This window comes from Streptomyces sp. NPDC059009 (genome assembly GCF_042740175.1).
Lineage (GTDB): Bacteria > Actinomycetota > Actinomycetes > Streptomycetales > Streptomycetaceae > Streptomyces.
The window spans coordinates 173,255-193,439 of the sequence record NZ_JBHYJB010000013.1; the positions used below are offsets into that span (position 1 = coordinate 173,255).

The 20,185-nt window shown below is 70.8% G+C and carries 18 protein-coding genes and 1 tRNA gene; 8 read left to right on the top strand and 11 right to left on the bottom strand.

What is annotated here, in order from left to right; translation table 11 throughout:
* The first annotated feature begins 106 nt into the window (after positions 1–106).
* Complete coding sequence (locus ACFWYM_RS15960; protein ID WP_384836174.1) at positions 107–2,740, top strand: glycosyl hydrolase; 2,634 nt, start codon at positions 107–109, stop codon at positions 2,738–2,740.
* 44 nt (positions 2,741–2,784) lie between these two features.
* On the opposite strand, the gene ACFWYM_RS15965 is transcribed toward ACFWYM_RS15960, so the two are convergent.
* A tRNA-Thr gene (locus ACFWYM_RS15965) sits at positions 2,785–2,861 on the bottom strand.
* A gap of 192 nt (positions 2,862–3,053) precedes the next feature.
* Here ACFWYM_RS15965 and ACFWYM_RS15970 point away from each other — a divergent pair.
* From ACFWYM_RS15970 to ACFWYM_RS15980, 3 genes are all read left to right on the top strand, one after another.
* A complete protein-coding gene (locus ACFWYM_RS15970) occupies positions 3,054–4,190 on the top strand; it encodes an ABC transporter ATP-binding protein (protein WP_384836177.1) in 1,137 nt (378 codons plus the stop codon).
* A 265-nt stretch (positions 4,191–4,455) separates the two neighbouring features.
* Complete coding sequence (locus tag ACFWYM_RS15975; protein WP_384836180.1) at positions 4,456–4,914, top strand: hypothetical protein; 459 nt, start codon at positions 4,456–4,458, stop codon at positions 4,912–4,914.
* 52 nt (positions 4,915–4,966) lie between these two features.
* Positions 4,967–5,701 (top strand): NDP-sugar synthase, encoded by a 735-nt coding sequence (locus ACFWYM_RS15980; RefSeq protein ID WP_384836183.1) that lies wholly within the window; start codon positions 4,967–4,969, stop codon positions 5,699–5,701.
* Between the two features lie 131 nt (positions 5,702–5,832).
* Here ACFWYM_RS15980 and ACFWYM_RS15985 read toward each other — a convergent pair whose 3' ends face one another.
* From ACFWYM_RS15985 to ACFWYM_RS16015, 7 genes are all read right to left on the bottom strand, one after another.
* A complete protein-coding gene (locus ACFWYM_RS15985) occupies positions 5,833–7,485 on the bottom strand; it encodes a DoxX family protein (protein WP_384836186.1) in 1,653 nt (550 codons plus the stop codon).
* Positions 7,486–7,633: 148 nt separating this feature from the next.
* Entirely contained in the window at positions 7,634–8,575 is a 942-nt protein-coding gene (gene rlmB / locus ACFWYM_RS15990; protein ID WP_384836189.1) for a 23S rRNA (guanosine(2251)-2'-O)-methyltransferase RlmB, read from the bottom strand.
* Positions 8,576–8,682: 107 nt separating this feature from the next.
* Positions 8,683–10,086, bottom strand: a complete 1,404-nt coding sequence (cysS, locus tag ACFWYM_RS15995) for a cysteine--tRNA ligase (protein ID WP_384836192.1) — start codon at positions 10,084–10,086, stop codon at positions 8,683–8,685.
* Positions 10,087–10,185: 99 nt separating this feature from the next.
* A complete protein-coding gene (locus ACFWYM_RS16000; protein ID WP_384836195.1) occupies positions 10,186–10,590 on the bottom strand; it encodes a PPOX class F420-dependent oxidoreductase in 405 nt (134 codons plus the stop codon).
* 126 nt (positions 10,591–10,716) lie between these two features.
* Positions 10,717–11,223 (bottom strand): 2-C-methyl-D-erythritol 2,4-cyclodiphosphate synthase, encoded by a 507-nt coding sequence (ispF, locus tag ACFWYM_RS16005; protein ID WP_384836198.1) that lies wholly within the window; start codon positions 11,221–11,223, stop codon positions 10,717–10,719.
* Between the two features lie 37 nt (positions 11,224–11,260).
* Positions 11,261–12,007 carry a 2-C-methyl-D-erythritol 4-phosphate cytidylyltransferase gene (gene ispD / locus ACFWYM_RS16010; protein WP_384836201.1) on the bottom strand — a complete coding sequence of 249 codons (747 nt, stop codon included), beginning with the start codon at positions 12,005–12,007 and terminating at the stop codon, positions 11,261–11,263.
* A 365-nt stretch (positions 12,008–12,372) separates the two neighbouring features.
* On the bottom strand, positions 12,373–12,855 hold the full coding sequence (locus tag ACFWYM_RS16015) for a CarD family transcriptional regulator (protein ID WP_003953493.1): 483 nt from the start codon (positions 12,853–12,855) through the stop codon (positions 12,373–12,375).
* Between the two features lie 634 nt (positions 12,856–13,489).
* Here ACFWYM_RS16015 and ACFWYM_RS16020 point away from each other — a divergent pair.
* Positions 13,490–14,248 carry a DUF461 domain-containing protein gene (locus ACFWYM_RS16020; protein ID WP_384836204.1) on the top strand — a complete coding sequence of 253 codons (759 nt, stop codon included), beginning with the start codon at positions 13,490–13,492 and terminating at the stop codon, positions 14,246–14,248.
* Between the two features lie 112 nt (positions 14,249–14,360).
* Here the strand turns inward: ACFWYM_RS16020 and ACFWYM_RS16025 are convergent, their stop codons facing one another.
* Together ACFWYM_RS16025 and ACFWYM_RS16030 are read right to left on the bottom strand one after the other, a co-directional pair.
* Positions 14,361–15,041, bottom strand: coding sequence for a response regulator transcription factor (locus ACFWYM_RS16025; protein WP_018527980.1), 681 nt, complete (start codon positions 15,039–15,041; stop codon positions 14,361–14,363).
* Positions 15,038–16,318, bottom strand: coding sequence for a sensor histidine kinase (locus ACFWYM_RS16030; protein ID WP_384836207.1), 1,281 nt, complete (start codon positions 16,316–16,318; stop codon positions 15,038–15,040). Before ACFWYM_RS16030 ends, ACFWYM_RS16025 begins: the two co-directional genes overlap by 4 nt.
* A 273-nt stretch (positions 16,319–16,591) precedes the next feature.
* Between ACFWYM_RS16030 and phoU the strand changes: the two genes are divergently transcribed.
* Entirely contained in the window at positions 16,592–17,272 is a 681-nt protein-coding gene (gene phoU / locus ACFWYM_RS16035; RefSeq protein WP_384836210.1) for a phosphate signaling complex protein PhoU, read from the top strand.
* 124 nt (positions 17,273–17,396) lie between these two features.
* On the opposite strand, the gene ACFWYM_RS16040 is transcribed toward phoU, so the two are convergent.
* On the bottom strand, positions 17,397–17,555 hold the full coding sequence (locus ACFWYM_RS16040) for a hypothetical protein (protein WP_384836212.1): 159 nt from the start codon (positions 17,553–17,555) through the stop codon (positions 17,397–17,399).
* 252 nt (positions 17,556–17,807) lie between these two features.
* Here ACFWYM_RS16040 and ACFWYM_RS16045 point away from each other — a divergent pair, with 252 nt between their 5' ends.
* Together ACFWYM_RS16045 and ACFWYM_RS16050 are read left to right on the top strand one after the other, a co-directional pair.
* A complete protein-coding gene (locus ACFWYM_RS16045; RefSeq protein ID WP_384836215.1) occupies positions 17,808–19,799 on the top strand; it encodes a YncE family protein in 1,992 nt (663 codons plus the stop codon).
* Between the two features lie 137 nt (positions 19,800–19,936).
* Entirely contained in the window at positions 19,937–20,140 is a 204-nt protein-coding gene (locus tag ACFWYM_RS16050; protein ID WP_384836218.1) for a hypothetical protein, read from the top strand.
* Positions 20,141–20,185: the final 45 nt, after the last annotated feature.

Consider the following 20,185-nt stretch of genomic DNA (forward strand, 5'->3'; position numbering starts at 1 on the left):
CTCCCCCATTGCCATCCCGCCCCACGCACCCGACTCCCCTCCCCGGAAACCTGGTTGGGCACCCCATGTCATGCACGTAACGGCTTTCCCAGGGGAGGGAACGTTCATGGCGATCATGGCAAGACGCACCGGCGCGTGGACCTTAGTGGCCACCGCCGCCGCCTTCGGGCTCCTGGCCACGCAGGCCCAGGCAGCACCGGCGGGCAGCGGCGGCGCCGACCCCTTCGGAGTCCGCGCACTCCACCGGCAGGCCCTTCTGCATCAGCAGCAGAAGGGCCTGCCGCCGTCTCTGGCCGCCCCCGGCGAGCCCGGCGAGTCCGAGGACATCGACGAGGCCGCCCAGCAGTACGCCGAGGCCCGCACCTCACCCGGCATCGTCGCCCCCGGCGCCTACGGGGCCGCCTACGCGGAGTTCACCGGCCTGCCGTACGCACCGGGCGGCTGGCGCGACCTGACCAGCCTCCCGTACGACGCCGACGACCCCCGCTACCGTGACGTCAACTCCAACTCCAGCGGCGGCGCGGGCAAGGTCACGGGCCGGGTCACCGGGCTCGCCGCCGACCGGAGCGGCCACGTCTACGCGGGCGCGGCCAACGGCGGCGTGTACCGGTCCCGCAGCGGTGGCGGCCACTGGCAGAACATCTCCGACCGGCTGCCCGCGCTCTCCACCGGCGACCTCCAGCTCGATGGCCACGGCCGCCTCTGGTACGCGACGGGCGAGGCCAACACCAGCTCCACCTCCTTCCTCGGCACCGGCGTCTACGTCCTGCGCGACCCCCGCAAGGGCAGCTTCGGCCCGCGCGACCGGGTCGGCGGCGACGAGCTGGAGTCGACATCGGTCAACGCCCTGCGATTCGCGGGCACCACGGTGTGGGCGGCCACCACGCGCGGCGTGTGGAGCCACTCCACGGCCGACCTCAAGGGCCCGTGGAAGCTGGAGTTCGCACCCAACCCCGACTACCTGCCGGGCGGCCCGAAGGCGAACGACCCGGCGGCCGCGTACAAGAACATCGCGAACGACGTGGCCCTCGACCCCAAGAACCCCGACAAGACCGTCCTCGCACTCGGCTGGCGCGGCGGAGACACGTACAACGGCTTCTACACCAAGCAGGCCGACGGCACCTGGCAGCGCCTCACCAGCGGCCTCGGCGACCTCCCGTCCGCCGCCGCCGACGTCGGCAACGTCACCTTCGCCCGCAGCGCGGACGGCTCCCGCTACTACGCGCTCGACCAGTCCCCGAAGCAGACCGCCGAGAATCCCAGCAGCGGCCTGTACGGGGTCTTCGTCTCCAAGTCCGGCTCGCCGACCGGCCCTTGGACCCGCGTCGCCGACCACCAGAAGCTCCGCGACTCGGGTTCGGCGCTGACCGGGCCCGGCGCCATGCCGGGCACCCAGTCCTGGTACAACCAGTTCCTCCAGGTCGACCCGGCCGACCCCGACCACGTCTACGCGGGCCTCGAGGAGGTCTTCGAGACGAAGGACGGCGGCACCACCTGGACCACCCCGGGCCCGTACTGGAACTTCGGCTTCCCCTGCTGGTCCATCGACCCGGCCCACCAGAGCGGCACCTGCCCGCAGACCACCCACCCCGACCAGCACGCGGTGGCCATCGGCAGCGACGGCGGCAAGCCGTACGTGATCGTCGGCAACGACGGTGGCACCTACCGCCGCCCGGTCGACGGCTCGGCCAACCCCGACGGGCACGCCACCGACTGGCGCTCCCTCAACGACGGCACGATGGGCGCCCTCCAGTACTACTCGGTGGGCATCGGCGCCGACCCCTCCGGGCGGGGCCTCGCGCTCACCGGCGGCATGCAGGACAACGGCCAGTCCATGCTGCGCCCCGGCGACCGCGTGATGGGCTCCAACTTCGGCGGCGACGGCGGCGACACCCTCGTGGACCCGGCCGACGGCTGCGACATCGCCCAGGAGTACGTGTACCTGGCGGTGGCGGTCACCCAGAACTGCGCGGTGAACGACGGCAGTTGGACCACAGACCCGACAAAGGCCACCACGTACCCCGTGCCCCCGCCCGACAACGCGACACAGTCGGCCCGCTTCATCGCCCCGCTCGCCGCCGACCTCAAGGACAAGAACACCTGGGTCGCGGGCGGCCGCCACGTCTGGATCAACACGCACGGCTACGCGATCCGCTCCTCCACCGAGTGGACGTCCGCCGTCGACCTCGGCCAGGGCCACACCGCCACGGCCGTCGCCGCGTCCGGCGGCACCGTCTACGCGGCCTGGTGCGGGCCCTGCAACAACCAGGGCTTCACGCGCGGCATCGCGGTCGGCAACGCGGACGGCACCGGCTGGCACCAGCTGCCCCTGCCCGTCGAGGGCACGGTCCCCAACCGCTACCTGTCCTCCCTCGCCATCGACCCCAAGGACCCGGCGCACGTCCTGCTCGCCGTCAACGGCTTCACGCGGAAGTGGACGGAGGGCCCCGGCGCGGGCGTCGGCCACCTCTTCGAGACCCACGACTCCGGCGCCACCTGGACGGACATATCGGGCAACCTGCCCGACGTACCCGCGAACTCGGTGACCCTCCTGAAGAACGGGACGGTGGCGCTCGGCACCGACCTGGGCGTCCTGCTCCGCCCGGCCCCCGGATCGTCCTGGACCCGGGCCCGCGACCTGCCGACGACAGCGGTCCTCCAACTGAAGACCGGCCCGGACGGCCGCCTCTACGCCGCGACCCACGGCCGCGGCATCTGGGCCTCGCGGGGCCGGCCCTGATCCCGCCGCCGTCCCCCTGCCCGGGAGCCCCCTGGCCCCTGCTCTGGAGCCCCCTGTCGGATTCGAACCGACGACCTTCGCTTTACAAGAGCGGCGCTCTGACCAACTGAGCTAAGGAGGCGTGCTGCCCGAGAAGTGTAACCAACGAGCGGCACGCCTCCGTCGAAAATTCCCTCGAAGGTCACGTGCTCCCGGCTACTGACAGACCCGGCACCCGCCGGGTACCGTCACGGTCAGTCCACTCGAGTGGACTACACCACTCCCTCTACTCGGATCGTCCGGCACGTTCCTGCCGGTGAAGGGGGCCCACACCATGGCCACAGTTACGTTCGACAAGGCGACCCGGATCTACCCGGGTTCCGACAAGCCCGCCGTCGACGGCCTCGACATCGAGATCGAGGACGGCGAGTTCCTCGTCCTCGTCGGCCCGTCCGGCTGCGGCAAGTCCACCTCCCTGCGCATGCTCGCGGGCCTGGAGGACGTGAACAACGGCGCCATCCGCATCGGTGAGCGCGACGTCACGCACCTGCCGCCCAAGGACCGGGACATCGCCATGGTGTTCCAGAACTACGCGCTCTACCCGCACATGACGGTCGCCGACAACATGGGCTTCGCGCTCAAGATCGCGGGCGTCAACAAGGCCGAGATCCGCCAGAAGGTCGAGGACGCCGCCAAGATCCTGGACCTCACCGAGTACCTGGGCCGCAAGCCCAAGGCCCTCTCCGGCGGTCAGCGCCAGCGCGTCGCGATGGGCCGCGCGATCGTCCGTGAGCCGCAGGTCTTCCTCATGGACGAGCCGCTGTCGAACCTGGACGCCAAGCTCCGCGTCTCGACCCGTACGCAGATCGCGAGCCTCCAGCGCCGCCTCGGCATCACGACCGTCTACGTCACCCACGACCAGGTCGAGGCCATGACGATGGGCGACCGCGTGGCCGTCCTGAAGGACGGGCTCCTCCAGCAGGTGGACAGCCCCCGCAACATGTACGACCGCCCGGCCAACCTCTTCGTCGCGGGCTTCATCGGCTCCCCCGCCATGAACCTGGTCGAGGTCCCGATCACCGACGGCGGCGTGAAGTTCGGCAACTCCGTGGTGCCGGTCAACCGCGAGGCCCTCGCGGCCGCCGCCGACCGCGGCGACCGCACCGTCACGGTCGGCGTCCGCCCCGAGCACTTCGACATCGCCGAGCAGGGCGGCGCCGCCGCGAAGAGCCTCTCCAAGGAGACCGAGGACGCCCCGGCGGGCCTGGCCGTCTCGGTCAACGTCGTCGAGGAGCTCGGCGCCGACGGCTACGTCTACGGCTCCGCCGAGGTCGGCGGCGAGCACAAGGACCTCGTGGTCCGCGTGAACGGCCGCCAGGTCCCGGAGAAGGGCACCCAGCTGCACGTCGTGCCGCGCCCGGGCGAGATCCACGTCTTCTCGACGTCGACGGGCGAGCGCCTCAGCGACTGACACCGCCCGACCGGCGTCGCCCGACCGGCACCGCCCGATAGGCACCGCCCAACTGGCATGAAGAGCCCCGCACTTGTGGTGCGGGGCTCTTCCGCGCTCACGGTGCGGGCCCATCCGTCCCATACGCCGGTTGTCGACAAATACCCCGGCACAACGGTCATTTCGCAGCACCCCGTCAACACCCGTACAGCAAAACCCTTTTCTTGGTCGCTCGACCGAGTGACTAAATGTCGCCAAATCATCACCTACCGCTACGCTCGCCTGCGTGACGCACTCCGCCAACTACACCCAGAAGCAGCGCCGAGCCCACCGAGGCCCCGCTCGCCGCATCGGCCGCACCCTCGCCCTCGTCCTGCCCGTCTTCCTGGTCCTGTCCGGGACGCTCGCGGTCACGCGCGTCAACTGGTCGGGAAGCTCGTCGGACTCGGTGCTCACCGCCTCCGCCGACGACCTCTCCGTGCCGGCCAAGTCCCGCGCCCCGCAGGACGTGCTGCGCGACCGGCTCCTGACCGAGCTCCAGGAGAAGGACCCGGGCATCGCGCTCACCCACCTGCAGGAGGAGGTCGACCGCCGCCCCTCGCTCGCCAAGCACTGCGTCTCGATCGCCCGTGCCCTCGGCCGCGCCGCGGTCCAGGCGTACGGCCCGAGCCGCGCGCAGTCCTACGCCCGCCCGGTCTGCGACACCTCCTTCGCCACCGGAGTCGCCGCGCACCAGAACGGCTGACGGGCCGGCCGAGCTCCGGGGACGCCTCCGCCCACCACGTAGGGTTCTGGGCATGACCGCAGACCCCCACGCGCTGAAGCCACCCACGCAGGCCGTCGTCCTGGCCGGAGGCCAGGGCTCGCGGCTGCGCCCGTACACCGACGACCGGCCGAAGCCGATGGTCGAGATCCCCGGCACGGGGACCCCGATCATCGGCCATCAGCTTGCCTGGCTCGCCGAAGAGGGCGTGACCGACGCGGTCGTCTCCTGCGGCCATCTCGCCGAGGTCCTCCAGGAGTGGCTGGAGAAGACCGACCTGCCCCTGCGCGTCACGACGGTCGTCGAGACCGAGCCGCTCGGCCGCGGCGGCGGCCTCAAGTACGCGGCCCAGCACCTCCCCCACGCCGACCGGCCCTGGTACGCGACGAACGGCGACATCTGGACCCGCTTCTCGCTCCGCGACATGGCGGCCTTCCACGCCGAGCGCGACGCCACCGCGACGCTCGCCCTGGCCCGGCCCCGCATCCCCTGGGGCGCCGTCGAGACGGACGCCTTCGGCCACATCACGGACTTCATCGAGTCCCCGCCCTCCCCGTACCTCATCAACGCGGGCGTCTACGTCTTCTCCGCCGCCTTCACGGCCCTGCTGCCCGACCGCGGCGACCACGAGCGCACCACGTTCCCGCGGCTGGCCCGCGGCAAGAACCTGGCGGGCTTCCCCATCCCGCAGGGCGCATACTGGCGCGCCATCGACACGGCGAAGGACCTCACAGAGGCAGCCAAGGAGCTTGCGGCACAGTCCCGTTGAGGGACGCCCCCTGACGCAGCAGTTCCCCCGCGCCCCCTGAGGGGGCGCGGGGGAACTGCTTAGAGGGGCGCGGGGAACTGCGCGACCAGCCACGACGCACCCGCAGGTAGGACTCGGCCTCCCTCAGGCACTCAGTGGCCGAGCACTCCGCCCAAGAGTCCGCCGGACCCGGAACCACCACCACTACCGCCGGAACTACCGCTCCCACCGGACCCGGTGCCGCCACCCCCACTGGAAGTGGGACCGGCGGACGTCGTCGGCGGCTGCTGCGGCGTCGACTGCTGCGGCGGCGCCTGCCCGGTGCCCTGCGTCTGGCTGGGCTGCCCCGTGCCGACGGTGCCGGTCTCGCGGACCGCACCCGGCGTCGTGGCGCTCTCCGTGGGGCTCGCGGACTGCCCCTGCGTCGGCGACTGCGAGGCGGCGGACGGCGACTTCGAGTGCTGCCGCCCCCGGTGTTCCTTGCTTCCGTGGCCGCCCTTCTTCGCGGGGTCCTCGGGAAGCGGGGACCCGGGCACCTGGTTGCGGGGCGCCTCGCCGGGGCCCGGCACGGTCACGCGGTCCGCGTCGCGCACGGCGCCGCCGAGCAGCGAGCCGATGAGGAGCGTGAGCCCGACCACGACCGTGCCCACGAGCCCGCCGCGCCGCAGCACCCGGCGCCGCAGCTCCCAGAGGTCGGCGCGCGGCCCGAGGGTGCGCCAGGCTTCGCCCGCGAGCCGCCCGTCGATGGAGTAGACCGGGGCACCGGCGATGATCAGCGGCGACCAGGCGGCGAGGTAGATGATGTCCGGCGCGTCATAGGCGGGCACCGTCTTCCAGCTGACGGTGACGATGAGCGCGGCGGAGAGCAGCACGCCGATGCTCGCCGCGACCCGCTGCCAGAGCCCGAGCACGGTGAGCACGCCGACGATGACCTGAAGGAAGGCGATGCAGAGGCCGGCGCCGACCGGGTGCTGGAGCGCGAAGTCCCGCAGCGGCTCGGCGAGGGCCCAGGGGTGCAGCGAGTTCAGCCACTTGACCATGGAGCCGCGCTCGCCGCCGTCGAAGTAGACGGGGTCGCAGAGCTTGCCCATGCCGGCGTAGATCGAGATGAAGCCCAGGAAGACGCGCAGCGGGAGCAGCACCACGCCGAGGTTCATCCGGCGCCCGGGGTAGTAGGCGTGCCGCACCGGGTCGGCCCCGTGCCGCCGCGCGGCCCCGTCCTCGCCCTCCTCCCCCTCGAACTCGTCGTCCTCATAAGGACGTTGCTCGTCATAGGGGTGGCGCTCGTCGAGGTCGCTGCCCGGCATCCGCATCTGAGGCAGCAGCCGGGTCTCGGCGCCGGGGCTGCGGGGCCCGATGACGCTGGGCGTCGCGGCGGTCTCCGGACCCTCGTCGAGGTCGATGCGCGGGATGACCTGGGTGGCCCCGCCGTCGTCGAAGGAGGAGCCGACGGAGGCGCCTTCGGCCGTATGGCGCACGCCGGTTCCGCGCACGGCCTGCAGCAGGCCACTGGCGGCGGGGTCGCCCGGCTCGGACTTGCCGCTCCACACGACGGGCGCGCGGCGCTTGCCGGCGGCGGTGACGACGGGGATGCGCACCGTCTCGTCGGCCGTGCCCAAGTGCTGTGCGATGCGCGGGGATTGAGTACGTGAAGCGGTGGGGAGCTGTACGCGGAAGCTCGCGTGATTGACGATGACCTGCGCCGGGTCGCTCGGCACCTTCACCATGCTCAGCGCGGGAGCTTCGTCGAAGCCTGACGAGCTTCCCCCCGTGGGTGTGCGGGGTGTTCTGGTGTCCACACTCATCTAACCGAGTGATGTGTGTTTAGGACACTGCCTTGACCGCTCCGATCTGTCCGGACCCCGTCAAGCAGCCACGACACCCACGAGGGCCGTCACCGGCCCCCGCGCCGCTCCCCCGTGCCGCGCCATGCCGCTCCCCCGTACCGCGCCCTCAGGCCCGGCGCCGCGACGCCTCGTACAGCACGACGCCCGCCGCGACACCCGCGTTCAGCGACTCCGCCCCACCCGGCATCGGAATCCGCACCCGGAAGTCGCACGTCTCGCCGACGAGGCGGGACAGGCCCTTGCCCTCGCTGCCGACCACGATGACGACGGGGCCGTTCAGCGCCTCCAGGTCGCCCACCGCGTGCTCGCCGTCGGCGGCGAGGCCGACCACGGCGACACCGGCCTTCTTGTACTGCTCCAGGGCCCGCGTCAGATTCGTGGCCCGCGCCACCGGCGTGCGCGCCGCCGTACCGGCGGACGTCTTCCAGGCCCCGGCCGTCATCCCGGCCGCCCGCCGCTCCGGCACCACGACCCCGTGCCCGCCGAACGCGGACACGGACCGCACGACCGCGCCGAGGTTGCGCGGGTCCGTCACACCGTCGAGGGCGACGATCAGCGGGTCCTCGCCCGCGTCGAAGGCGGCGGCGACGAGGTCCTCGGGGTGCGCGTACTCGTACGGCGGGACCTGGAGGACCAGGCCCTGGTGGTTGAGCCCGTTCGTCATGCGGTCGAGCTCGGGGCGGGGGGCCTCCATGAGGTGGATGCCGCCGCGCTCACCGGCGAGCTGGAGCGCCTCGCGCACCCGCTCGTCGTTGTCGATGAACTGCTGCACGTACAGCGTGTTCGCGGGCACGCCCTCGCGCAGCGCCTCGACGACGGGGTTGCGGCCCACGACCAGCTCGGAGGTGGACTTGCCGCCCCGGCCGCGCGGCGCGGGACGGCGCGCGGTCTGCTTGGCCTTGGCGTTGGCGATGCGGTTCTTCACATGCCCCTTGCGCGCCTCGGCGGGCGGCGTCGGGCCCTTGCCCTCGAGCGCGCGGCGCCGATTGCCGCCGCTGCCGACCTGCGCGCCCTTCTTGCCGGACATGCGACGGTTGTTCGCGGCCATGACCTACCTGTCTCTGTGAAGCGTGCGTACGTACGTATCTGCGTGTGTCTACGAGTGTGCCGCCCACGGGCGCGGGCGGCACGTCCTCGCTGCTGCTCGCTGTCGCGTCAGCGCGGGCCGAGCGTCCAGCGCGGGCCCGACGGGCTGTCCTCGATGACGAGACCGGACTGCTTGAGCTGGTCGCGGATGGCGTCAGCCGCGCCCCAGTCCTTACGGGCCCGCGCCGCCTCGCGCTGCTCGAGCACCAGGCGCACGAGGGTGTCGACGACCCCGTGCAGGTCCTCGCCCCGGTCGTTCTCGCCCCCGCCCCAGTGCGCGTCCAGCGGGTCGAGGCCGAGCACGCCCAGCATGGCCCGCACCTCGGCGAGCCGCGCCACGGCGGCTTCCTTGTCGTCGGCGGCGAGCGCGGAGTTGCCCTGGCGCACCGTGGTGTGGACGATCGCGAGGGCCTGCGGCACCCCGAGGTCGTCGTCCATCGCCTCGGCGAACGCGGGCGGCACCTCGGCCGCGGGCTCGACCGGTCCCCCGGCCAGCTCGGCGGCGCGCTGCATGAAGCCCTCGATGCGCGCGAAGGCGGACTCGGCCTCGCGCAGCGCCTCCGGGCTGTACTCGATCATCGAGCGGTAGTGCGGGGTGCCCAGGTAGTAGCGCAGCACGATGGGCCGCCAGTGCTTGACCATTTCGCTGACGAGCACCGAGTTGCCCAGGGACTTGGCCATCTTCTCGCCGGCGATCGTGACCCAGGCGTTGTGCACCCAGTACTTCGCGAACTCGTCGCCGAACGCCTTGGCCTGGGCGATCTCGTTCTCGTGGTGCGGGAAGATCAGGTCGATGCCGCCGCCGTGGATGTCGAAGGCGGACCCCAGGTACTTGTGGGCCATGGCGGAGCACTCCAGGTGCCAGCCCGGACGGCCACGCCCCCACGGCGTCTCCCAGCTCGGCTCGCCTTCCTTGGCGGCCTTCCACATGGCGAAGTCCCGCGGGTCCCGCTTGCCGGTCTCGCCCTCGCCGGACGGCTGGAGCAGATTGTCGAGCTCCTGGTTGGACAGCTCCAGGTAGCCGGGGAAGGACTTCACGTCGAAGTACACGTTCCCGTCGGCCTCGTAGGCGTGCCCGCGCTCGATGAGCCCGCGCATCATCTCGACCATCTCGGTGATGTGCCCGGTGGCGCGCGGCTCGTAGGTGGGCGGCAGGCAGCCCAGGGCGTCGTAGCCGCTGTTGAAGGCCCGCTCGTTCTCGTAGCCGATGGACCACCAGGGGCGGCCCTGCTCGCCGGACTTCTTGATGATCTTGTCGTCGATGTCGGTCACATTGCGCACGAACGTCACTTCGTAGCCGCGGTAGGCGAACCAGCGGCGCATGATGTCGAAGTTCAGGCCCGAGCGGATGTGCCCGATGTGCGGGGCCGCCTGCACCGTGGCACCACACAGGTAGATCGAGACACAGCCGTCGATGAGCGGACTGAAGTCACGGATCTGCCGGGCGCTGGTGTCGTACAGGCGAATCGTCACCACTCCAGGGTAGTGGGCGCAGGGCAGTGCCCCGCGCCCCTGTGAGGGACAGCGGACGGAACTGTGACGTTCACCCTCGGCCCCCCGCCCCCGGAGCGATCAGATCCGGCCAACGACCTTCCGCGCCGACACCCGCACCACGACCCGCTCCGCATCGTCCGCCGACCCCGGGTTGAACTCGGCGTACTTCTTGCCCGTGTACTTCAGCGACAGCTCGTCGATGAGCTCCTGGCCGCCCTCCGTCGTCAGCTCCGCCGTGCCACGGATCTCCGCGTACGTGTACGGGGCGTCGAAGGGCTGGAAGAGGACCGTGACGCGGGGGTCGCGCCGCAGGTTCTTCTCCTTCCGGCGGCCGATCGTCGTGGAGAACAGCACGTCGTCACCGTCCCGCTTGACCCAGACCGGAGAGAGCTGAGGGCTGCCGTCGGGCTGGATCGTGGCGACGGTGATGAAGACGGGGGTGTCGAGAAGTGCCTTGAGGTCCTCGGAGAGCGCTGCGGACATGGGTGCCTCGTCCCTTCATTGCGCGCTGAACGGCGTTTCGTTGAGCGCTGGATGAGTCGTACGAGTACCCGATACTGCGCGGCCGCTCCCTCCCCAAGAGGGATTTCCGGCCCGGCTGAGCCGGGCTCAGCCCGTACGGACCACGAGCGCCGTGGCGATCGCCTGCAGCCCCTCGCCCCGCCCCGGGAACCCGAGCCCGTCCGTCGTGGCGCCGGAGACCGAGACGGGGGCGCCGACGGCGTCGGACAGCACCTTCTGGGCCTCGTCACGGCGCTTGCCGATCTTGGGCCGGGCGCCGATGACCTGCACCGCGACATTGCCGATGGTGAAACCGGCGTCCCGCACGATCCGGGCCGCCTCCGTGAGCAGGGTGAGCCCGGAGGCGCCGGACCACTCGGGGCGGCCGGTGCCGAAGTGGGCGCCGAGGTCGCCGAGGCCCGCCGCGGAGAAGAGCGCGTTGCACGCGGCGTGCGCGACGACGTCCGCGTCCGAGTGCCCGGCCAGACCGGGCCCCTCGCCCTCCCACTTCAGGCCCGCGCACCACAGCTCGCGCCCCTCTTCGAAGGCGTGGATGTCGGTGCCGATCCCGACGAGCGGGAGAACCACCCGTGGAGCGGCCATCTCAGAAGCCATCTCAGGATCTGTCTCGGAAGCCGTCTCGGAAGCTGTCTCAGAAGCCATCGTTCGCCCTCCTGCGCGCCAGGACCGCCTCGGCCAGTACGAGGTCCAGCGGCCGCGTCACCTTGAACGCCTCCTCGTGCCCGGGCACCACGACGACCTGGAGGCCCAGCTGCTCGACCATGCTCGCGTCGTCCGTGACGTTCTCGGTGACCGTCTCGTGGGCGCGCACCAGGGTGTCCCGGTCGAAGCCCTGCGGGGTCTGCACGGCTCGGAGGCGGGCCCGGTCGGGCGTGGCCAGGACGGGCTCGGGCTCCCCGGGGGCGCCGGGCTCGACCTCCTTGACGGTGTCCGCGAGCGGCAGCGCGGGGACAACGGCCGGGGCCCCGTCCCGTACCGCCTCGATGACCGCGTCGACGGTGTCGACCGGGACGAGGGGGCGGGCCGCGTCGTGGACGAGGACGACCTCGACACCGGCCGGCAGCGCGTCCAGGCCGAGCTTCACCGAGTCCTGGCGGCTCTCGCCGCCGGGCACCACCAGGAAGTCCGTGCGCTCGGGCAACGCGTGGTCGGCGAGGAGCGTCTTCACCTCGGCGGCGCCGTCGGGCGGCGCCACGACGACGACGAGCGAGACGGACCGCGAGGCGGCCATGGCCCGTACGGCGTGGATGAGCATGGGAGTGCCGTTCAGCGCGCGCAGCGCCTTGGGGGCGCCGGGGCCGAGACGTACGCCGCGACCTGCGGCGGGGATCACGACGGCGGTACGAGACTGGCCCGCCGAAGCAGATGCGTCAGACATCGGTTCCGTTCAGGTTTGTGCGCTCGGGCTGCGTGGGTATGGCCTGGGGGTACCCCCTGCTCGAGCGCAGTCGAGAGCGTGGGGGCGTGCCGGGCACGAGCCTTGACCGGACCCTTCCGTGACATCTGGTCGAGTCAGCTGCCCGAGCCCGGCACACCAAAGTAGTCGTGGTGCGGGGGCGAGGGATCGATAGTCAGGGGATCGAGGGGGATCTTCCGGAATTCTTTCCGGGTATGAACATGCCGCAGCGCCCGGCGACACCATGAAGGGCGTCAGCGGGCACCGCGGCAATCACTCACTGCTGCGCAGGCCGTACGTCTACAGACATCAAGAGTCACTGACATCAAGAGTCGGTGGGACGTGCGTCAGGACGCGAGGACCTCGTCAAGAAGAGCCTCGGCCTTGTCCTCGTTCGTGTTCTCGGCGAGGGCCAGCTCGCTCACCAGGATCTGGCGAGCCTTGGCGAGCATGCGCTTCTCGCCCGCGGACAGTCCGCGCTCACGCTCGCGACGCCACAGGTCACGGACGACTTCCGCGACCTTGATGACATCGCCGGACGCGAGCTTCTCGAGATTTGCCTTGTAGCGACGCGACCAGTTCGTGGGCTCTTCGGCGTACGGCGCGCGCAGTACTTCGAAGACCCGGTCGAGGCCGTCCTGACCGACCACATCACGTACGCCGACGAACTCCGCATTGTCCGCTGGCACACGTACCGTCAAGTCGCCCTGGGCGACTTTCAGCACCAAGTAGGTCTTGTCCACGCCTTTGATCTGGCGAGTTTCGATGGCCTCAATCAGCGCGGCCCCGTGATGGGGATAGACCACGGTGTCGCCAACCTTGAACGTCATGTGACAGGTACCCCTTCCGTGGCTATCCATCCTAACACGAGAACCGCCTCTTCTGAATGGCGTTTTCGCAGGTCAGGGCATATCTCGGGGCTTGACAACAGCAACAGGAACGTGCTGCGAAGGGCCTGCGGAGCCGGGTATTCGCAGGTGGGAGCCGCTCTCCGGGGAAGGCGAAACGTACACGTCACAGAGCCCGCGATCGCCTCCCAAGAGGCCGAACGTCCCGTTTTGCCAGGTTCCAAGCGGGGGACTTCCGCTACTCCGTTCGGTGACGGGAGAGGCGTACGAGACGTTGTGCGGCGGTTCTCGGCGCGATTCCGGAATTGATCAAGCGAGCCGCACACCGGCCCGATCTTGATCAGAGATCGAACGGAGATCGATCGAAGATCAATTCTTTGGGATCTCCCCGCATTCCCTGCCGGAAATCCACGCGCCGGCGTCACGGGAGTTATGGGAATCAACAATCGTGCGCCGGTGGCACGGTGAGGCCCGAGCGGCTGCTGTGGCCAAGGGGCGGGTCGGGTGCGGTGGCGGCGGAACGGCTCGGTAACCTAAGGCCGCTGACACACCCTTAGGGCGGCTTTACAGCCGCCCGCTCTCCCGTATCGCCCACGTTCAAGGAGTTGCCGCCGCCGTGAGCCGCAGCCTTCGACGCGGCGCCCTCGCCGCCACCACCATCGCGTTCTCGCTCGCCACGCTCGCCGCGTGCGGCGCCGGCAGCGACGCCCAGACCCTGGGGGTCAAGCCGGACAACGCCGAGACCGCCGTCGGCAACATCAAGATCCAGAACGCCATGGTCATCACCCAGCCCGACCTGGAGTCGAAGGGTCCGGCCGTGGTCGCGGGGACGCTCTTCAACAATGGGGACAAGGCCCAGACCTTGGACTCCATCACGATCAACGGCACCGGCAAGTCGGCCAAGATCACGCCCGGCAAGGAGGACAAGATCTCCAAGCCCGGCGGCCCGCTCACGATCCCGGCGGGCGGCTCCGTCGTCATCGGCGGCGAGGGCAACGCCTCCGCCGTCCTGCCGAGCAGCCGTGAGGCGGTCAAGGACGGCAACGCGCAGAAGATGACCTTCACCTTCAGCGAGACCGGCGCCGTCAGCATCAGCGGCTTCGTCGTCCCGGCCGCGAGCTACTTCGAGAAGTGGGGCCCGAGCGAGCTCCCGAAGGCGCCGGACCAGAAGCCGTCGGGCAAGCCCTCCGGGAAGCCCTCGGGCGCCGCCTCCGGCAAGCCCGGTGAGGGCGCCTCCACGAACCCGTCCGGCAAGCCCTCGGGCAAGCCGTCCGGGGGTGCCCAGGGCCAGGACGGTGCGGCCTCCACCAACCCGTCGGGGGCCGCCTCGCACGGTGCGGGGACTGGTACCGGTACCGGTACCGGGCAGCACTGACCTTCGTAACGCAGCAGCACCGCAGCGCAGCAGCAGCGCAAAGGGCGGGACCCCCTCGGGGTCCCGCCCTTCGGCGTGGTGTGCGTGGTGTGCGTGGTGTGCGCGGGCCGGTTTACGGCTCGAACTTGTAGCCGAGGCCGCGCACCGTCACCAGGTAGCGCGGCGCCCCCGGGTCCGGCTCGATCTTGGCGCGCAGGCGCTTCACGTGGACGTCCAGGGTCTTGGTGTCGCCCACGTAGTCGGCGCCCCAGACGCGGTCGATGAGCTGCATGCGGGTCAGGACGCGGCCCGCGTTGCGCAGCAGCATCTCCAGGAGGTCGAACTCCTTGAGCGGCAGGTCGACCTTGGAGCCGGAGACCGTGACCACGTGGCGGTCCACGTCCATGCGGACCGGGCCCGCTTCCAGGGCCTGCGGGGCGACCTCCTCGGGCTCGCCGCGGCGGCGCAGGACGGCGCGGATGCGGGCCACCAGCTCGCGCGAGGAGAACGGCTTGGTGACATAGTCATCGGCTCCTATTTCGAGGCCCACGACCTTGTCGATCTCGCTGTCCTTGGCGGTCACCATGATCACGGGGACGTTGGAGCGGCCGCGCAGCTGGCGGCAGACCTCGGTGCCGGGCAGTCCGGGGAGCATCAGGTCGAGCAGGACGAGGTCGGCGCCGTTGCGCTCGAATTCGTCGAGTCCGTCCGGGCCGGTGGCCGCGATGGCGACCTCGAAGCCCTCTTTGCGGAGCATGTAAGACAGGGCGTCGGAGAAGGATTCCTCGTCCTCGACGACGAGCACTCGGGTCACGGAAGGACCTCCGGGGCAGGAATGGTTTCGTACTGGGTGGTCTCGTCGGGCCGGTCGGCCCTGTCGCGGTCGGCGGCCGCGCCGGCGCCGCCCGCGGCTCCGTTGCCGCGGTCACGGTCGCGGGTCGCGCCCGCTTCGGGCAGCCGCAGGGTGAAGGTGGAGCCCTGTCCCTCGGAGCTCCACACGGTGACCTCCCCGCCGTGCGAGGCGGCCACGTGCTTGACGATGGCGAGGCCGAGGCCGGTGCCGCCGGTGGCCCGGGAGCGGGCCGGGTCGACGCGGTAGAAGCGCTCGAAGATGCGCTCCTTGTCCTTGTCGGAGATGCCGATGCCCTGGTCGGTCACGGCGACTTCGATGAGGTCTCCGCCGGGTGCGGTCACCCGGCGGGCGGCTATGCCCACGCGGGTGCGGGCGGGCGAGTAGTTCACCGCGTTCTCGACGAGGTTGCCGAGGGCGGCGGCGAGCTGGCCGCGGTTGCCCCAGACGTGCAGGTCGGCGGTGCCGCCCGCGGCCATCGTGATCTGCTTCGTGCCCGCCTGGTGGCGGCAGCGGTCGATGGCCTCGGCCACCAGCTCGTCCACGCGGACCGGCTCGGCGTCCTCCAGCGGGTCGTCGTTCTGCACCCGGGAGAGGTCGATGAGCTCCTGGACCAGGCTGGTCAGGCGGGTCGACTCGATCTGCATACGGCCCGCGAAGCGCTCGACTGCCTCCGGATCGTCCGAGGCGTCCATGACGGCCTCGGAGAGGAGGCTCAGGGCGCCCACGGGGGTCTTGAGCTCGTGGCTGACGTTGGCGACGAAGTCGCGGCGCACGGCCTCGATGCGCCGGGCCTCGGTGAGGTCCTCGACGAGGAGGAGCACCAGGCGGGAGCCGAGGGGGGCCACGCGGGCGGAGACGGCGAGCGCCTCGCCGCCGCGGCCCGTGCCGCGCCGCGGCAGGTCCAGCTCGACCTGGCGTATCTCGCCGTCGCGCCGGGTGTCCCTGGCCATCTGGAGCATCGGCTCGACGGCGAGCTTGCCGCCGCGGACCAGGCCGAGGGCGTACGCGGCGGAGCTGGCCTTGACCACGCTGTCCGCCTCGTCCAGGACGACGGCGGAGGAGCGGAGCACGGACAGGACCGTGTCGACGCCGGGCGGCAGGACCGGGTCCGTGTGCAGGGAAGTGCGGGTGGGGCGTTTCTGGTCGCGTTCGCTCCAGCGGAACGCCAGCATGGCGATGACACCGGTGCACACTCCGGCGATCGCTGCCGCTGCGGCGACCGCCGCGTTCACGTCCATGAGTCCAGGTTATGCGCGGTCCGAGCCCCAGCCCCAGCCGTCCGAGGGTCAGCTCGAACACTCGTCGCCCAGAGTTCACCGGGGCGATGTGGCGGGTTCATTTCTGCTGACCGGGTACTCCGGCGGTTACCGGGCGGTCGGTGACCAGGTCGCCCGGTGTTCACCTTGGCGACAGGGTCGGTTCACGCGGGGTGCCGGAAACGGACGCGTCGGGACCACACCGTGGGAGCGTGGGGGTCAGCCCCCTGGGACGTACTAGAGAGGGACAGCCACATGCGTGACGCGTACCACGAGGAACTTGACTCGATCGGCGAGGGGCTGGTCGAGATGGCCCGTCTTGTCGGGTCGGCGATCGGGCGCGCCACCACGGCCATGCTCGACGCCGACCTGAAGATGGCCGAAAGCGTGATCGCCGCGGACCAGAAGGTCGACGATCTCCAGCACGACCTGGAGGCGCGCGCGATAGCCCTGCTGGCCCGCCAGCAACCGGTCGCGACGGACCTGCGCATCGTCGTGACCTCCCTGCGGATGAGCGCCGACCTGGAGCGCTCCGGCGACCTCGCCCAGCACGTGGCCAAGCTGACCCGGCTGCGCTTCCCCGACTCGGCGGTCCCCCGCGACCTGCACGCCACGATCCTGGAGATGGGCCAGCTCGCGCAGCGCCTGATGGCGAAGGCGGCGGAGGTCATCATCACCAAGGACGTCGACCTCGCGCTCCAACTGGAGCAGGACGACGACGAGATGGACCTCCTGCACCGCACGCTCTTCCAGCACCTGATGGACGACCGCTGGAAGCACGGCATCGAGACGGCCGTCGACGTCACCCTCCTCGGCCGCTACTACGAGCGCTTCGCGGACCACGCGGTGTCGGTCGCCAAGCGCGTCGTGTACCTGGTCACGGGCGAGCACGCGGACGAGATCCAGCCGAGCACGGCGCCGGTCGAGGGCGCCTGAGCGTCGAGGGCGCCTGAGCGTCGAGGGTGCCTGAGCCGTCATAGCTCTCGTACGCGCGTACGCGCGCGTGGGGCCCCGCACGGATCCGTGCGGGGCCCCACGCCGTCGTACCGCCGTCGTCGCGTCAGCCGCAGCAGCCGCCGCACTGGCAGGGCGCTCCGGACTGGCAGCCGCAGCTGCAGCCCGAGCCGCAGCCGCAGGCGCCGAGCAGGACGAGTGCGGGGAACTCCGCGACTTCTATGGGCTGCTCGGGGGTGAAATCGGGTGTGGGGGACTCGGCCATGGGGGTCTCCTCCTCGAAGGCGTACTGCGAAGACGTACTGCCTACTGCCCATCTCATGCCCACTGGGGCGGGGCGCATCAACGGCGCACGCGCGCGCGGGACTTCAGGCTCCACGGCACTCCCGGCTCCTGTGAAACTTCCTCCACAACTGTCACAGGAATGCCTTAACCTCAGCGCTGGAACGGGGGGTCATGCCCCGGGCGCGCAGTCGGCCGCCCGGGATTCACTGTGCCTGTGGGGGGCCACATCACCATGCGTACACGTACGCGCACCATCTCGACCGCGACGGCGCTCGCGGTCCTCTTCAGCTCCGCGGCGCTGGTCGCGGGCGCGGCGGGTCCGGCCGCCGCGGCGGACTCCGCCGAACTGCTGCCGGTCTCCTCGGTCGGCGACATCGCCGTGGACGGCGTCCACCGCCGGGTCTACGTCTCCGACCCGTCCGTGGGGCAGATCGTCGTCACGGACTACGAAGGAGCGGTCCAGGGCACCGTCACCGGCTTGCCCGGCGTCGACGGCCTCGCGCTGTCCGCGGACTCCGGCCAGGTGTTCGCCGCGGTCGCCGACAAGGACCGCATCGTCTCCGTGGACACCGCCACGTACACGCAGACGGCGAGCTACGACCTCGCCGGCGCGCAGGGTCCCGCCACCCTGGAGACCGCGGGCGGCAAGGTGTGGTTCGGCTACAAGGGAGGCATCGGCTCACTCGACACCTCCGGCGCCGAACCCGTCGTGCAGACCGGCCAGGGCACCGGCGTCACCTGGGACGGGGTGCCGCTGCTCGGCGCGGACCCGAAGCAGCCGGGGCTCCTGGTGGCCGGTGAGCAGGGCAACACCTGGGCCGACATCGCGGTGTACGACATCTCGGGCGCCGAGCCCGCGCTGCGCACCTCGAAGAACGTCACCGGCAACTTCAAGCAGCTGGACCTGACGCCCGACGGGGAGCAGGTGCTGACCACCTGGGGCGACGGGAACGGCTACTCGTTCCCGGTGTACTCCGCCAAGGACCTGCACCAGGTCAGCCAGTACCCCACGGAGCCGTATCCGAACGCCGTGGACATCGCCCCGGACGGCACCGTCGCGGGCGGCACCGACTCCTGGTACGAGCCGGACGTGCACATCTACCAGCCGGGCGTGAAGACCCCCGTGCGGCAGTACGACTTCCCCAACACCGGCAACACCTCCGGCGCCGACACCCTGGTCCCGGCCGCGCTGGCGTGGGCGCCGGACGGCAGCCGGGTCTTCGCGGTGTCCGTGAACTCGTACGGGAAGTACACGCTGCGCGGTCTGGCCGACCCCGCCAAGTCCCTGCCCACGCTCACGGTGAAGGCTCCGGCGAAGGCCCCGCGGGCCAAGCCGCTCACCGTCTCCGGCAAGATCAGCGACACCGTGCCGCTGCCCGCCGGGACCGAACTGGCCGTGACGCGCACGGACGTCGAGTCCCCCGGCGGCAAGGCGCTGCCCCCGGTGAAGACCAAGGCGGACGGCTCCTTCTCGTTCACCGACTCCCCGCCCGCGGGCGACAAGGTGACGTACAGGGCGGCGTACGCGGGCAACGCCCAGCGGGCCGCGGCCTCCGGTGCGGCCACGGTGGCGGTCGCGCGCTCCAGGACGACCCTCACCCTGAACAAGAACGGCAACGTCTACGGCTACGGCGCCGACGTCTCCTTCACCGCGCACCTCGGCAAGACCTACAAGAACCGCACCGTCGAGATCTGGGCCGACCCCTACGGCGGCGACAAGCCCACCAAGCTGGTCAAGAAGGGCAAGGTCAACTCCGCGGGCAACCTGTCGGCCACGGTCGACATGAAGCGCGACACGAAGGTGACCGCCGCCTTCTCCGGAGACGCCCGCTCGGAGTCCAAGAAGGCGACGTCCACGGCGTACGCCAAGGCCAGGATCTCCAGCTCCGTCTCCAAGCACTACAAGACGGGCAGGATCGGCGCCACGAAGTACCACTACTTCCACAAGAACACCGACCCGGTGCTCAGCACGAAGATGACGTACTACAAGGGCCGCAAGCAGCGCTTCGAGATCCAGGTCTACGGAGACGACCGCGCGTGGCACGCCACCGGCTCCGAGTACTTCAAACTCGGCCCGGACGGCACGTCGGTGGTCCGCCTGGAGGCTCCCGGCCGCTCCGGCATCCGCGCGCGCATCCGCTCGTCGTACGTGAACGGCACCTCGGGCGACAACGTGAACTCGACGACGCACGGCGCCTGGCAGTACCTGAACTTCACCCGCTGAGCCAGTACGCCGATCCGGCCCGGCAGGAGCGTTTTGGCGCCAACCATGGGTAACTGGGCGGTCACGCAAGTCAGTTCACGCTACACAGGAAAGAGGGATGCTCTTACCTGACGGGAGGACAGCCAGTGGTACTCACGATGGACCTCGCGGTTCTGCTGGCCGTCATCATCTTCTTCCTGGTGCGCAGACGCCCGTTGGCCCGGAAGCGGAGCGACGCGGTCATGACCGCGACTGTCGTGCTCGTCTTCGGAGTCCTGATAGCCCCCACGAGCTTCGGCCACTGGATCCTGAACACCACAGGCGAACTCGCCCAAGGCGTCTCCAACGCAGCCACCCCCTGACCCGCACCAGGCGTGCGGATCAGGGGGTGGCGGTGTCCTGCGGGT